Origin of the sequence: Pseudomonas syringae (assembly GCF_002157375.1) — a bacterium.
GTDB classification, from domain to species: domain Bacteria; phylum Pseudomonadota; class Gammaproteobacteria; order Pseudomonadales; family Pseudomonadaceae; genus Aquipseudomonas; species Aquipseudomonas syringae_T.
In genome coordinates, this window is record NZ_MTSA01000014.1 from 1 (window position 1) to 14,819 (window position 14,819).

Sequence of the window (14,819 nt, forward strand, 5' to 3'; positions counted from 1 at the left end):
GTCGAGGCGCGGGGCATTGTCAGGCGTCTGAGCGCCTGGTTCCGAATCATTCATAACGCTCCCTGCCAACATGCCTCAAGCACGGGCAAATCTAATCAGATGGTCAATAAGTGTAATGACCCACTTTTGTAGGTTTGACGCCTGCACAGCCAACGTCGCCAGGCCACTGAAACTTCCGATAAGCGACGTCAGAACCTCAACTGCCCGGCGGCAAAAAATCGCGGGCCGGGTCGTAGTCCTGTTTCAAGTAATGCGCGAGTGCGTTCAAATCATCGGGACCGAGGGTGCCCGCAGCCTGTTTCAGCTTGAGCGTGTCGAGAATATAGTCATAACGGGCATCGTTATAATCGCGCACGGCCGCATACAGCTGGCGCTGCGCATTGAGTACGTCTGCAATGTTGCGCGACCCCACGTCAACGCCGACCTGATTGGCTTCCACCGACTTCTGCCCGGAAACAATGCTCTGACGGCGGGCCGAGATCTGCTCTATGCCGGCGTTGATACCGCGAAACGCATTACGCGTGTTCAGTACTACTTCGCGGCGGCGGTCTTCCTGTTCGTCCTGAGTTTGATAAAGACGCTCGGTGGACTCCTTGATCTGGGAGTGGGTCATTCCGCCCGAGTAAAGAGGGATATTGAGTTCAATGCCGATGCTGCTTTGCGCAACCCGGTCGCGATAACCATTACTGCCAAAGTCAGTCGGGTTGCTGTAACCAAAGCTGTCATTGTCCCCCTTTCGATAGGACGCCACTGCGTCGATCGTGGGGGCATGACCGGACTTTCGCTGACTGAGCGTGTGTGTCGCCGCGCTGACCGCGTATTCGCTGGCCTGAAGTTCCAGATTTTGCCGAATAGCGGTATCCACCCAGACGCGAGCGTCATTAGGCACAGGCGCTTCGATCGGTAGTTGATGCCCCATGCCGGCAATCGAGGTGTAAGTGTGCCGGGTCAGACGCTCTAATGCTTCATAAGCGTCATCCACTTTGCGCTGAAACTGTTGTCGATTGGCGCGCGCATTGTCATAAGCAGCCTGGGCGTCATACACGTCGGTAATACTTGAGGCGCCGTCTTCAAGGCGCCCCTGCGCCTGATCACGTTGGCGCAGCAACGCAGCCTCTTCCGCTTGAGCGGCAGCATAAGCATCCAGTTGCCTGAGCGTTTCAAAATAGGCTTGAGCAGCCGTCAGCACCAGCGTTTGCTCTTGGGCGGAAAGCTCAAGCTCCGCTTGGCTCACACTCGATTGCGCAGCCTTCAGTTGAAACCAGCGATCGATACGAAACAACGGCTGACTGAGATTTGCACGAACCGTTGTCCCGCTGCGCTCGCGGCTCAGAGCAGGCTCATCACGCTTCAGGTTGGTGACTTCCGTTGTGGCGCCGGCAGTTACGTTCGGCAAAAGACCGGCGCGTGCCTGAGGGACTGCCTCGCGCTCCGCTTTGTAAGCATGGCGCGCAGCAGACAGTCGCGCATCATTGTAAGAGGCAGCCTCATATACGCTTAAAAGATCCGCGCGCGACGTTGTCGTATCCTGCCGCTGGCGAGCACGGTCCAGCGCACTTGATGTATCAACCTGGGCAGAGGCTGCAGACAAGGGCGCAGCGATAACAGCGAACGAGAGCAGCAGCACCGTTTTGAAAGCAGGTAAGTACACAGCGCATCCTTGCAGTAGCATATCGACATCAAAAAGGTGAGAAATATTAGATCGCCATCACGTTGGCGTCAAATAATTGTATCGACCGTGTATCCGGTTTATTGAACTTTATTTAACAACTAATCGCTGCCCTATTCCCTCTCCTCCTGCTCCTTCAATCCCGGCCTATCTCATCAAAAAAACAGATAGGCCCGCACGGCAAACACAACTAATATTTGCCAATGATCAAAGAACTGAAAACCCTCATCGCCGTTGCCCGGGAAGGCACGTTTGCCGCTGCCGGTGACCGCATCGGTTTGACCCAGGCGGCGGTCAGCGCGCAGATGCAGCGCCTTGAAGCGGAACTGGGTGTCGAACTGTTCGACCGCAAGGGACGTTCGGCGCAGTTGAACCGGATGGGCCAGCAAGTGCTGCTGCAAGGTCAGGAACTGGTGCGGCTTTACGGCAACCTGGGCAGTGCCGCCGTCGGCTTCGCCCCCGATGTGCTGGTGACGCTCGGGGCCATTGCATCGGTGCAGCGCTCGTTCCTGCCGGACGCGCTGGCGCTGTTTCATCAGCAATGCCCGCAGTGCCGGACGCGCGTCGTTCCTGGCCTGTCAATGGACCTGGTCAATCAGGTGGACGCCGGCGAAATCGATCTGGCGGCGATCATTCGTCCACCCTTTTCGCTGCACAGCGACCTGCGCTGGACCACCCTGACACGCGAACCCTATTGCCTCATCGTCCCGGCCGATGTGCAGGGAGACGACTGGTCAGCGCTGATCTCGAATCAGCCCTTCATCCGTTACGACCGGTCATCGTTCGGCGGGCGGCAAGTCGATCGCTTTTTGCGTCAGACGCACGTTTCGTTACGTGAGGTGTGCGAGCTGGATGAGCTGGACGCGATCGTCAAACTGGTCGCCAACGGCGTAGGCGTTGCACTGGTGCCGGAAACGGCCACCCTTCAGGCATGGCCCGCCGGGGTGCGGGCTGTGGGCCTGGGGCCGCATACGTTTCATCGGGATATCGGCCTGGTGCATCGGGCACGCCGAAGCCTCGCGGAACCGGTGAAAATCCTCGCCCGGCTGCTGACGGCACAGGTTCAGGAAGCGCAGTGACCGAGGTCACTGCGGGCACGTGAAAATCATTTGGCGAACAGCTGGCTCATGTCCTTGAATGCCTTGAACTCAAGCGCATTGCCGCACGGGTCAAACAAAAACATGGTGGCCTGCTCGCCAACCTGCCCTTTGAAACGAATGTAAGGTTCGATCACGAACTGAGTGCCGAATGACTTCAACCGCTCGGCCAGCGCCTCCCACTGTGCCCACTCCAGAATGATGCCGAAATGCGGGACGGGTACGTCATGCCCATCCACCGGATTGCTGTGAACGCTTTCCTGGGAGTGGGTCTTGGGATGCTCGTGGATGACCAGTTGATGGCCGTAGAAATCGAAATCGACCCATTGCGCACTGGAACGGCCTTCGGCGAGCCCAAACACTTCACCGTAGAACGTGCGGGCGGCGGCCAGGTCATAGACGGGAATGGCCAGATGGAAAGGAGAAAGGCTCATCAGAACTCCGGGGGCATTTTTATGGGAGGCGGACGTCGAAGCGCCGCTGTTGCGCTGCAACCACCCGCTTGATCTGTCGCCATCCTAGAGTCGGCGAGTGAAAAATAAAATCAACATGTTTTATTGAGAAGCACAAATAATATTTGTGCTTCTCAGGCATCAGCCGTTCAGGCCTGGCACGTCAAGGTTGACCGGAAAGCTTCATGATCATCCGCGACAGCAGGTAGATCCGCGGTGCCACGCTGCCCACTTCGGCATACTCTTCAGGCGTGTGGATATTGCCGCCGACAATGCCGAAGCCGTCCAGCGTTGGTGTGCCCACGCTGGCAGACAGGCTTGAGTCCGCCGCGCCGCCGCTGCCTTCGATGGTCAGCGTACGGCCTAATTCGCCATAGATGCCCTGCGCCATCGCAACCAGCGCATCGGACTTCGCCGTTTGTGGCATCGGCGGCAGGCCGCGCACCAGGCTGGTCTTGACCTGAGTATCAGGCACCAGCTTATTGGCAGATACTTTGGCGAGGTCTTGCTCGATCCGGTCGAACTCCTCCGGCACCGCTGCGCGAACGTCGGCTTTGGCGCTGGCCTGATCCGGAATCACATTGGTGCGATCACCCGCCTTGAGCACCGTGAAGTTGATGGTGGTTTTCTTCTCTTCATCACCCAGCTTGCCGAGTTGCAGGATCTGATGCGCCACTTCGGTGGCCGCGTTGCGACCCAGCTCCGGCGCGACGCCGGCGTGCGAGGCCTTGCCGGTGACTTCGACCAGCGCGGTGGCAGAGCCTTTGCGCCATACCACCAGCCCGTCCGCTGGGCGACCTGGCTCCAGGTTCAGCGTGACATCGTGTTCTTTGGCCGTTTTCTTGATCAGTTCGGTCGCGACCACCGAGCCGGTTTCTTCACTGGCGTCGAGCAGTACGGTGATTTGCGCGTAGTCGGTGAACTTCAGGTTGTGCAAAACCTTCAGCGCGTAGATCGCGGCGACGATGCCGCCCTTGTCGTCCATTACGCCGGGGCCGTAAGCGCGGCCGTCCTTGATATGAAACGGCCGCTCTGCCGCCGTACCTTCCTTGAAGACGGTGTCCATGTGCGCCATCAACAGGATTTTCGCCTTGCCGGTGCCCTTCAGGGTGGCGATGACATGATGACTGGCTTCAGGCGTGTTCGGAACGAGTTCGATGCTTGCACCGAGCTTTTTCAGCTCTTCGATAGCGATATCGCTGACCTTGGTCAGGCCCGGCACGTAGCCGGAACCCGAATCGATATTCACCAGCCGCTCCAGCAGTTTCAAGGCGTCGTCCTGGTAGTGCTCGGCATCCGCCTGAATCGCTTTGTGAGGCTCGGCCATCGCCATCGGTGCCGACGCAGTCAACGCCAGGGCCAAGGCCAACCGGGCAGCCAGTGGCGAGCGGAGAAATGAGCGCATGGTTATCTATCCTTGCTTGAATGAGCGGGCTTTTCAGGACCATACCCTACCGCGCTATCAGCCGTCATGAGTGCGATGCGTCTACACCGCACACTCAACCCCCCTTCAGGTCCGGTCACGTCCGCGCTCAAGCTTTTCGAACAGCAGCCAGTAAAGGATGGGAATCAGGCCCAGCGTCACCAGCGTGCCCAACGCCAGCCCGCCCATAATAGTGATTGCCATGCCTTCCCAGAGCGGACCGGCGAACAGCATCAGCGGGATCAGACCGATGATGCAGGTCAGTTTGGTCATCACGATTGGCCGCAGTCGCTTGATCGCTGCCGTGACCACGGACTCACGCACCGAATGCCCGTTTTCGCGCTCGACCTCGATACGCTCCAGCAGCAGTACCGCGTTATTGACAATGATCCCCGCCAGCGACAGCAGCCCGAACGTGGCCATGAAACCGAACGGATACCCGGTGAGTACCAGCGCCAATGCCACGCCGATCAGCACAAAGGGCACGCTGGAAATGACAATCAGCAATTTGCGAAACGAATTGAATTGCCAGATAAACAACAGCAGCATCGCCACCAGCGCGTGGGGCATGTATTGCAGCAGCGCCTGGTTGGCTTCAGCCGAGTCTTCTATCTCGCCCCCCAATTCAATGCGATAACCCGCTGGCACGTTGAGCGCAGCCACTTGCGGTGCCAGTTGCTCTACGATGGACGTCGCCGTCAGCGACGGATTGTGTCCGACCACGGTGATGGCCCGCTCCAGATTGCGGCGCTGAATGGTCGACGCTTCGGCCTTGGGCTCGACAGTGGCAATGGCGGACAACATCAGCGGCGCAGCCCCTGAAGACGGATAGATCAGCGTGCCGTCCAGATCGTCGGCCGGCATGCCCGGTGTCCCCTGCTCTCGAGCCACAATGGCCACCGCCGTTTCGCCATCCTGCAGCGAGGACACTGTCAACCCGTCATTTCTCAGCTGCAACGCCTGCGCAATGTCCTGAGTGGAAACACCGGCCTGCAATGCCTTGTACGGGTCCACCGCCACGTCATACCGCAGCAGCCGGGTACGCCAGTCATCGCGTACGTCCAGCGTCCCCGGTAACGCCGATAACGCCTGCTCGATCCTGCGGGCAATATTTCGCAGGACCTTTTCGTCCGGGCCAATCACCCGGTAGATCGCGACACCCGCCTCGGTGGTTCCCAGTGAGAACCGTTTGGGCTGTGCTTCGATTTCGGGGTGCTGTGACAGAAGAAAATGCCGGGTTCGCTCAATCACCGCATCGACGTCGGCACTTTCGCGCACGCTGACCGTGAAATAGGCAATGTCAGGGGCAGACAACGGCGGGTTGAGGCCCAGAACGATTCGTGGACCGCCGTCGGCCACATAGCCGATGCTGTCTTTGACATCCTTGTCGTTGCTCAGCCACTGACTGATATCGCGCACCGCCCGTGACGTCGCGCGCGAACTGCTGCCGGGTTCCAGCACCAGCGGAATCTGGAACTGCATGCGGTCCGACTTCGGCAGAAAGTCGTAGGGCACGTGAGTCAGCACCAGGACGGCGATTGCCAACAACCCCATCATGCTGGCGATAAAGATCAGGTAATGATTCAGCAGCCCCTCGATAATCTTCCGATAGCCGCGGTAAAAACCGGAGGCATATTCATCGGCCGCAGGCGCCACGGCAACGGTCGGAGACCGGGCGAAGTAGAAACACAACAGGGGCGTTACCGTCACGCTGAGCAGCCAGGAACTGATCAGCGTGGTCGCCAGTACGATCGCCAGTGAACGCAGGTACTCATTGGTACTGGTCTGGCCCAGAAAGAATGGCGAAAACGCCAGCACGATGACCAGTGACGAGGTCAGCAAAGGGATCATCAGCGTGCGCCCCGCCTCCTCACAGGCGCGTCGTCGATCTTCTCCGGCATGCAATCGCCGTTCGATGTCCTCGGCGATGACAATACCGTTGTCCACCAGCAACCCCAGGGCCAGGATGATCGCGGCAATCGACACCGTCTGCAGCTCGATGCCCAGCGCACGCATGACAAGCAGCGTACTGAGGATGGTCAACGGCACAATCACCCCGACCACCAGCCCGGTACGCCAGCCGAGGAACAGCATGACCACGCACATCACGATCACCACCGTTTCAGCCATGACGTGGTACATCTTGCCCATCTCGTGCTGAACCACGTCGGACTGGAATGTCACGATGTGCAGGGTAAAACCGGCCGGAAGTTGTTGTTCGAGTTCACCGAGTCGTTTGCGCAACGCGCTGCCGAAGGTCTGAACATTGAGGCCTGGCTGCATGGAAACCGCCAGTACGACGGCGTCCTGACCTTGGTAGACGGCTTCGGTGTCCGGTGGATCGACGGCGGCCACTGACACGCGGCTAAGGCTGTGCAACGCAACCTTCTGACCGTCGGCCAGTTGCACGGGAAACTGGCGCAATTGCTCCAGCGAAAGGATTTCGCCACTGACCGAGAGTGTGGTGCTTTGCTGACCGATAACCGGATTGCCTCCCGGCGCGATCACATTTCTGGCCTGCAATTGCTGTAACAACTGTTGAGGCGACAGTCCGGCAGCGGCCAGCGTCTGATGATTGAAATCCAGGTAGATACGCTCATCCTGCAAGCCGTACAGCTCGACCTGATCGACGCCTTTAAGCGCGTAAAGCTGATTGCGCAGCCGTTTTATCGGGCTGCGCATTTCGCTCATGCTGAAACCCGGAGCGGTGACCGCAACGGATGCCACCGCAACCCGACCAAAATCGTCATTCACGAAGGGACCTTGGGTGCCCGGCGGAAAAACACCACTCGTTTCGCCCACCTTGGCGCGCAGTCTCTGCCACAAGAGCCCGAGGTCCTTGACGCTGTCGTACGCCGTTACCTGCACGATCACCCGGCCCGGCTTGACCGTGGTGACCACGTTCCTGATCTCCGCCAGTTCGCGGATTTTCTCTTCGAGCGGCCTGGCAAGCAGCTCCTCGGTGCGTTCTGCGGAGAGCCCGGGCAGAGCGACACTGACCAACGCGTCCCGGACGGTCACCGAAGGTTCTTCCTGAGAAGGGAAACCCAGAAAAGTGGCAACACCGGCCAGCAAAATCAGGCAGGCAGCAAACAGGGTCAGGCGACTTGCGCCCATTGCTCGGTGGGTAAGGTTCATGGCGCACTTCCGTCCAGACGGGTTTCAGGCTGAAACAAACTGACGGTCTGCCCGTCCTGCAGAAAAGCGGCCCCGGCGGTCACCACTCGCTCACCGACTGTCAGCCCGCTGGCAATGACCGCTCGCCCTTCCCTGACCGCCCCCAGAGAAACCGAGCGGATCGACACCGTTCCACCGGGCTGATAGACAAACACCTCGGCGGTGTCGTGGCCAGCCCCCATCCACAGCGCCTGAACAGAAATCGACAGAGGTTGCGGGCCTGAATCAGGGTGTATCTGCACGAGCAGCGTGATGCCGCTGGGCAGTCGGCTGGCTGGACGCAACACACGAAACACTGCCGTTCTGACCAGACCGTCATCGGCTCGCGGGGAGATCCCCTCAAGCGCCAGATCGAAGCCGGACGTATTGTCGGCCGCGCTTGACGCGCGGGCGAGATCACCGGGTTTGAGTGCCTCGGCAAGTGCCACCGGCACAGCCGCCACCACCTGTTGCCCCTCGCCAGACTCGATGTCCAGCACCGCCTGCCCGGCAGGCAATACGCTGCGCGGTTCTGCGCGACGTGCCACCACTCGCCCGGCAAAAGGTGCGAGCAATTGGGCGTGACTCAGTTCACGACGCGCCAGTTCCAGTTCGGCTTGTGCGCGAACCTGCTCGCCCCGAGCCTGCTCGCGGGAAGACAGCGCCGACTCGACCACGCTTTGCGCCACACTGCCTGCCGCGAACAGGCGCTGCTGGCGCTGATAGTTTTGCTCACGCTCGACCGCTTGCGCGGTGGCCAGGCGGGCGCTGGCCTGCGCCTGCTGCACGCGCAATGTGGCGGGCTGCCGATCAAGGCTGGCGAGTACCTGCCCTTTCTCCACGGCATCGCCGACATCGACCCGCAGCTCGGCCAAAGTGCCTGCCGATTCAAATGCCAGACTGGCGCGCTCCTGCTGCCGAACGGTGCCGATAAAACGCACCGTGGCCCCCTCGCCTGCACGCACCGCCTCAACCTTGACGGCACGAACGGCAGCAACGCTGGCCGGATGTTTATCGCTGCATCCACCGACCAGCAAGGCGATCAGTGCAAGGCTGCAAGCCTGTGCAACACATCGGCGTGAAACAGAAAACGCGTCAGGATGAAATCGCATGGCAGGCGTCCACTCGTCAGAAGGCGTAGTTCAAGGCAAGCAGGCCGCTGCCTTCCGCATCGGTCTCGATCAGCGGGCTGCCACGGGTCTGGTCGGTGTAGTGAGTCACCCCGACGCTGGCAACGGTTGACCAGTGCGCGTCGAAGGTGTGCTGCCAGGCGAGCGCCGCCGAGTAGGCGTAAATGCCGCTGTCTGCGGTGAATCTGGAAAAGCCGGTGCGCTGGCTCTGAAACGGGCTGACCCCGAAGTACGTCTGGTTGTAACGGCTGTCACCGGCATGCGCATCAATGTCGAGCGTCACCGTATCGGTCTGACTGTGGTAGGCAATGCCCTCGAAACCAAGGCGGTAGCGGTTGCCACGCTTTTCACCTGCGACCCGTAATTCGGCCTCGGCACTGGCCGACAACCAGGGCGTGAGCTGCTGAGAGACCATGAAGTCGCCAACGGTTGCGCCCTCGACGGTGCCCATGCCCCTGAGTTCGTTGGAGCCAGGGCGATTCGTACTGTTTTTCTCGGTACGGCCGAAGTCGTAATTGAGCGCCGCGCTGGCACCGAATCCGGACGCTGATTGAAACTGAAGCCCGACACCGCGCGTGGTGTCAGCGAAGAAGATCCCGCGCTGGATCGTGAGCATTGGCAGCACCTGACTGCGGTATTCATCCGCGCCCATGTAGCGAGGCAACACGGCCATGCCCAGACCGAAATTGACGTTGAACCTGTCACCTAGAATGGACGAGGTGCCGGCAGAGTCGCCCTCCTGGGCATAGACGTGCCCCATCAAGGTCATCGCCGCGGATGCGATCAACACGTTGAGCAACGGCTTGAGCACAGCGGTTCGTGCAGGGGAATGGGAGAGGTCATGGTTCATGGTGATACTCCGGTCAGTCAGGATTTCGAGAGGGTGGTGGGTTCTGCGCCGTGAAGCGCCCGGAACAGATCGATCCGGTTCTGCTGCCATTCATCAACGGACTTGCGACATGCCGCATCGGCTTCGGCGATGCGAATGCTGGAAGCCAGCAATGCCGTACGGTCGGCGGCACCGGCATTCAGTTCAAAGGACAGACGCCGCACTTTTTCCTGAATCAGCGCGACGCGTTCGATCTCGTTCCGGGCATGGGCCAGCGCCTGCTGACGTCGGCTCAGCACTCCGGACATTTCGCGAAAAGCGTTCTGGACAGCCTTCTCGTATTCGGCGACAGCGATCTGCTGGCGCACATGGGCAAGGTCCAGATTGGACTGATTGCGCCCGCCGTCGAACAGCGGCAGGTTCAGTTGCGGGCTGAACAGCCAGGCACCGCTGCCGCCGCTGAACAGAGTGCGCAGGCTGTCGCTCTGGAGGCCGACGCCGGTGCTGAGTTTTATGGACGGAAAGAACGCCGCGCGCGCAGCCCCGATATTGGCATTGCTGGCTTTGAGCGCTTCCTCGCGCTGGCGGATGTCGAATCGCTCCAGCAGACGCTGTGACGGCAGATTCGCCAGCCAGGCGGGCGTGTCCAGCAGCGCGCCGGTCAGCGCAGGCGCCTCCGCTGGTGTGGTCGGCAGTGCTGTCGAGTAGCCCGTCAGCAACAGCAACGCCTGCGCTGCGTTCGCATGTTCGCTGACGGCATCCTGCGCCTGCTGCTGCGCACTCAACGCCTCCATGCGCTGCGCCAGCAGGTCATCCAGAGAGACAGCGCCTTGACGCTGCTGCTCTTCGACCGCGTTCACCCACATCTGCCGGGCGTCACGAACAGCCTGGGCATCCTGCTGCAAAGCAGCGCTCAGGCGCTCCGCCAGCCAGGCGCGCGCCACTTCCGCGACCAGCGCACTTCGCGCGGCCTGCTGACCATAAACGCTGGCCAGATAATCATGCCGCGCCGCTTCGGACAGGCTGCGCACACGGCCAAAGAAGTCCAGCTCGAAGTCGGAAATACCCAGCGAGGCAATGGCGATGTCCTGGCCATATCGCTCGTCCGCAGCGGCATTGTCGAAGTGCTGACGGTCACGCTCGACGCCTGCGGCAATGGTTGGAAAACGGTCGGCGCGGCTGATACCGCGCATGGCTCTGGCCTCGTCCACGCGCAGTGCCGCCATACGAAAGTCGCGATTGAACGCCAGAGACGACGTCAACAACGCCCGCAACTCGCCGTTGGGAGACAGCTCGGTCACCAGCGCCTCTTCGTCTGCGCTCAATACGACATCAAGGGCTTTCCGGCTAGCAGGCGCCACACTTGAGGAGAGGTCCGCAGGGACCGGCGGCGCCGGGCGCTGGTAGTCCGGAATCAGCGAACAGGCAGAAACAGTCAGGCTCAGAAGCACTGCCAGGCAACGGCATCCGGGGTTGCAGATACGCTTGGACAGCGGTGTACTCATCGGCATAGGATCTGTCCGCGACAGTGGGGTCTGGACGCCATCCTGAACGCCGACTTTCAATAAACCGTTCGCGAATTATCAAGATTTGATCAAGAGGCACTCTCGTGTCAGGAAAACGCATTCTTATCGTCGAAGACGATGCCGACAGCGCCAGCATTCTGGAGGCCTATCTGCGTCGTGATGGCTTCACCGTAGGACTGGCGGAAAACGGCCAGCGCGGCATCGACATGCACCGTCAATGGAAGCCCGACCTGATGCTGCTGGACGTGATGCTGCCGCTGGTCAGCGGCACCGACGTGCTGTCGGCGGTCAGGCGCTGCAGCGATACGCCAGTGATCATGGTGACGGCCATGGGCGACGAGCCGGAAAAGCTCGGTGCCCTGCGCTACGGCGCCGACGATTACGTGGTCAAACCCTACAACCCTAAAGAAGTGGTCGCCCGGGTGCATGCGGTGCTCAGGCGCTCCCAGCAAAATGGCAATAACGACCGTCACCTGCGTCATCAGCAATTGCTGGTGGACCTCGAATCGGTGACCGCCGTGATCGAAAACGCCGATACCGCAGACACCGTACTCGACCTCACGCCCACCGAATTCAAGATTCTCTCCACCCTGCTGAAAACCCCGTCCAAGGCTTTCACCCGCGAAGAACTGCTTGAGATCTGTCTGCCCGACAGCGAGGCGCTGGCCAGAGTGGTCGATGCACACGTGCATAACCTGCGACGCAAACTCGAAATTCATGGCGTGGATAACGTGCTGGTGACAGTGCGTTCGGTCGGCTATCGGTTCAGGTAAATCCCATGCGACCTTTTTCCCGGCACAGGCAGCAACCGTTGTGGCATTGGGTCGGCATGCGCATGAGCATGCTGGCGGTCGGTGCCGTCATCGTCATCGCGTTTTGCATGTGGCTGCACGTGACCGTGTCTGACTGGATGACGGTGCAGGCCATGCCGGTCGAGGTGCGCAGTGAACTCCTGCGGTTACAGACCGAGCCCGAAGCCAACATTGCCAGACTTCGCGAACTGTTCGTTCAGTACTACCCCGTCGAATACCTCCTGCCGGGCATAGCCAACAAAGAGTGGTGGGTCTTGGCGGGGCTGGTGATGGCGGCCATTCCCATCGTCATCTTTTTCGGGTTTCTGTTCTCACGCCCGCTTTCCAGTCAGTTCTCTTCGATTGCCAGAGGCGCGCGACGCGTGGCTCAGGGCGACTTCAAGACCCGACTGCCGATGGATGCCAACGGGCCGGACGAACTTCAGGCGTTGGTCAGCGACTTCAACACCATGACCACGCAACTGGGCCGTTACGAACTGGAGGTCAGCGAGTCCAGCGCGATGATCGCTCATGAACTGAGAACCCCGCTGAACGCCGCCATGGGCCGCGTTCAGGGCATGATCGATGAAGTCTTCCCGCGCGATCTCGCCCAATTGGAGATGGTCCATCGGCAGCTTCACCAACTGAACAAACTGGTCAGCGACCTGCACCTGCTGTCACTGGCCAGTGCCGGCCAGTTGACGCTGGACAAGTCAGCGTTCTCCCTGCAGAAACTGGTGGCCGAACGCTTGAGCTGGTTCGCCACGCCACTTGACGAAGCAAACATCCGCGTGGCCATCGACATACCGCAAGGGTTGGCCATTACGGCAGACCGGGACCGTATCGGCCAGGTGGTCAATATCCTCGTGGATAACGCGCTGCGCTATTCGGCGCTGGGCGGCGAGCTGCTGATAGTGGCCAGAGCAACCGCCCGGAATGTCGAGCTGACCTTCTCGGACCGCGGCCCCGGTTTCGGCTCGGAAAACCTTGAGCAGGTGTTCGACCGTTTCTGGCGTGCAGAACGTTCGCGGGCACGCTATTCAGGTGGCAGCGGCCTTGGACTGTCCATCGCCCGCGCCATATGTGTCGAACACGGTGCGCGCATCGAGGTGCAGGACAGGCCCGGCGGCGGGTCAATCATCCGGATTGAAATGCCGGAGTGATCCGGCCATGCGGATATCAATGCCCCATCAATGAATCAATGCCGTCCGGTTTGTCATGCACGCCAAACCGGTCCACCAGTGTCGCCGTGGCGCGGTTCATGCCGACCACGTCCACACTGACGCCGGCCTTTCTCAGCTTCAACACCACCTTGTCCAGCGCAGCCACCGCCGTGATGTCCCAGAAATGCGCCTCGCGCAGGTCGATGGCCAGTGTGTCGAGGTTTTCCCGCAGATCGAATGACGCCATGAAGCGGTCGGAGGAAGCGAAGAACACCTGGCCGGTGACGTAGTAAGTGCGGTGGCTGTGGAAGGGATCACGGTGCGACGTCACATCAAGGTAGTGGGCGATTTTGCTGGCAAAGAACATCGCGGCCAGCAAAGAGCCGACCAGCACGCCATACGCCAGGTTGTGGGTCGCCACGACCACCACCACGGTGACGACCATCACGATGTTGGTCGAGAGCGGGTACTCTTTGAGGTGGCGGATCGACGCCCAACTGAAGGTGCTGATGGATACCATGATCATGACCGCCACCAGCGCAGCCATCGGAATGCGCGCCAGCCAGTCACCCAGAAACAGCATCATGATCAACAGCAGCACACCCGCACTGAGCGTTGAAAGGCGCGTCTTGCCGCCGGACTTCACGTTGATCATCGACTGACCGATCATCGCGCAGCCGGCCATCCCGCCAATCAACCCACTGACGATGTTGGCAATGCCCTGCCCTTTGCACTCACGATTACGGTCACTGGGGGTATCGGTCAGGTCATCAACAATGGTTGCGGTCATCATGGACTCAAGCAGGCCCACCACCGCCAGCGCGGCGGAATACGGCAGGATGATCAGCAGCGTGTCGAGATTCAGCGGCACGTCCGGCCACATAAACGTCGGCAGACTGTCAGGCATCGCGCCCATGTCGCCCACTGTCCGGACATGAAGCCCCATGTACATGGAGATCGCGGTGAGCACCAGAATGCACACCAGCGGCGAAGGCAGCAGCTTGCCCACTGCCGGCACGCGCGGGAACAGATAGATGATTGCCAGGCCTGCGGCGGTCATCGCATAAACCGGCCAGGTCACATGCGTCAGCTCCGGCAACTGAGCCATGAAGATCAGGATCGCCAAGGCGTTCACAAAACCGGTGACAACTGATCGCGACACAAAGCGCATCAACTGCCCCAGCCGCAGGTACCCGGCAATGATCTGCAACACACCGCACAGCAACGAGGCCGCCAGTAAATACTGAAGACCATGCTCTTTCACCAGGTTCACCATCAACAGAGCCATCGCCCCCGTAGCAGCGGAGATCATGGCCGGACGGCCACCCACCAACGCGATGATCGTGCAGATACAGAACGACGCGTACAGCCCGACTTTCGGGTCCACGCCGGTAATGATCGAGAACGCAATGGCCTCTGGAATCAGCGCCAGGGCAACGACCAGCCCGGCCAGAACATCGGCCCGGACATTGGAAAACCACGCAGTTTTGATTTTTTCGAGCATAGAAATACCTGTGACAGACGCAGCAGGACGCACAGCAGCGAGTGCCGGACGAGCAAGAGCATCAGTTTTCGATTGATTG

General features: G+C 60.3%; 11 protein-coding genes. 3 read left to right on the forward strand and 8 right to left on the reverse strand.

The genetic code is table 11. The features are described 5' to 3' along the window. Window positions 1-196 precede the first annotated feature (196 nt). The gene (locus BW686_RS18105; protein ID WP_143514200.1) at window positions 197-1,603 is read right to left on the reverse strand and encodes a TolC family outer membrane protein; all 1,407 of its coding nucleotides are present in this window, start codon (window positions 1,601-1,603) and stop codon (window positions 197-199) included. Between the two features lie 269 nt (window positions 1,604-1,872). Between BW686_RS18105 and BW686_RS18110 the strand changes: the two genes are divergently transcribed. Next, entirely contained in the window at window positions 1,873-2,748 is an 876-nt protein-coding gene (locus tag BW686_RS18110; RefSeq protein ID WP_084918906.1) for a LysR family transcriptional regulator, read from the forward strand. Between the two features lie 26 nt (window positions 2,749-2,774). On the opposite strand, the gene BW686_RS18115 is transcribed toward BW686_RS18110, so the two are convergent. The 6 genes from BW686_RS18115 to BW686_RS18140 form a co-directional block, all read right to left on the reverse strand. Then, window positions 2,775-3,200, reverse strand: a complete 426-nt coding sequence (locus BW686_RS18115) for a VOC family protein (RefSeq protein WP_084918907.1) — start codon at window positions 3,198-3,200, stop codon at window positions 2,775-2,777. A gap of 181 nt (window positions 3,201-3,381) precedes the next feature. Beyond that, window positions 3,382-4,623 (reverse strand): M20/M25/M40 family metallo-hydrolase, encoded by a 1,242-nt coding sequence (locus BW686_RS18120; RefSeq protein ID WP_084918908.1) that lies wholly within the window; start codon window positions 4,621-4,623, stop codon window positions 3,382-3,384. Between the two features lie 105 nt (window positions 4,624-4,728). Continuing rightward, entirely contained in the window at window positions 4,729-7,779 is a 3,051-nt protein-coding gene (locus tag BW686_RS18125; RefSeq protein WP_179149308.1) for an efflux RND transporter permease subunit, read from the reverse strand. Next, window positions 7,776-8,843 carry an efflux RND transporter periplasmic adaptor subunit gene (locus BW686_RS18130; RefSeq protein WP_084919034.1) on the reverse strand — a complete coding sequence of 356 codons (1,068 nt, stop codon included), beginning with the start codon at window positions 8,841-8,843 and terminating at the stop codon, window positions 7,776-7,778. The genes BW686_RS18125 and BW686_RS18130 overlap by 4 nt, the downstream gene beginning before the upstream one ends. Before the next feature lie 82 nt (window positions 8,844-8,925). After that, on the reverse strand, window positions 8,926-9,777 hold the full coding sequence (locus BW686_RS18135; protein ID WP_084918910.1) for a MipA/OmpV family protein: 852 nt from the start codon (window positions 9,775-9,777) through the stop codon (window positions 8,926-8,928). A 17-nt stretch (window positions 9,778-9,794) separates the two neighbouring features. Beyond that, window positions 9,795-11,267, reverse strand: coding sequence for an efflux transporter outer membrane subunit (locus BW686_RS18140; RefSeq protein WP_084918911.1), 1,473 nt, complete (start codon window positions 11,265-11,267; stop codon window positions 9,795-9,797). Window positions 11,268-11,365: 98 nt separating this feature from the next. Between BW686_RS18140 and BW686_RS18145 the strand changes: the two genes are divergently transcribed. Together BW686_RS18145 and BW686_RS18150 are read left to right on the forward strand one after the other, a co-directional pair. Then, window positions 11,366-12,055: a response regulator gene (locus BW686_RS18145; RefSeq protein ID WP_084918912.1), complete on the forward strand. Its 690-nt coding sequence runs from the start codon at window positions 11,366-11,368 to the stop codon at window positions 12,053-12,055. A gap of 5 nt (window positions 12,056-12,060) precedes the next feature. Then, a complete protein-coding gene (locus tag BW686_RS18150; protein WP_084918913.1) occupies window positions 12,061-13,236 on the forward strand; it encodes a sensor histidine kinase in 1,176 nt (391 codons plus the stop codon). Between the two features lie 16 nt (window positions 13,237-13,252). Here BW686_RS18150 and BW686_RS18155 read toward each other — a convergent pair whose 3' ends face one another. Further along, on the reverse strand, window positions 13,253-14,740 hold the full coding sequence (locus BW686_RS18155) for a SulP family inorganic anion transporter (protein WP_084918914.1): 1,488 nt from the start codon (window positions 14,738-14,740) through the stop codon (window positions 13,253-13,255). Window positions 14,741-14,819: the final 79 nt, after the last annotated feature.

What these genes read in the sequence shown, in the direction of transcription:
- BW686_RS18135 (WP_084918910.1), bottom strand. Translation starts at nt 9,777, where the DNA reads ATGAACCATGACCTCTCCCATTCCCCTGCACGAACCGCTGTGCTCAAG.
- BW686_RS18140 (WP_084918911.1), bottom strand. Translation starts at nt 11,267, where the DNA reads ATGCCGATGAGTACACCGCTGTCCAAGCGTATCTGCAACCCCGGATGC.
- BW686_RS18150 (WP_084918913.1), top strand. Translation starts at nt 12,061, where the DNA reads ATGCGACCTTTTTCCCGGCACAGGCAGCAACCGTTGTGGCATTGGGTC.
- BW686_RS18155 (WP_084918914.1), bottom strand. Translation starts at nt 14,740, where the DNA reads ATGCTCGAAAAAATCAAAACTGCGTGGTTTTCCAATGTCCGGGCCGAT.
- BW686_RS18120 (WP_084918908.1), bottom strand. Translation starts at nt 4,623, where the DNA reads ATGCGCTCATTTCTCCGCTCGCCACTGGCTGCCCGGTTGGCCTTGGCC.
- BW686_RS18110 (WP_084918906.1), top strand. Translation starts at nt 1,873, where the DNA reads ATGATCAAAGAACTGAAAACCCTCATCGCCGTTGCCCGGGAAGGCACG.
- BW686_RS18125 (WP_179149308.1), bottom strand. Translation starts at nt 7,779, where the DNA reads ATGAACCTTACCCACCGAGCAATGGGCGCAAGTCGCCTGACCCTGTTT.
- BW686_RS18115 (WP_084918907.1), bottom strand. Translation starts at nt 3,200, where the DNA reads ATGAGCCTTTCTCCTTTCCATCTGGCCATTCCCGTCTATGACCTGGCC.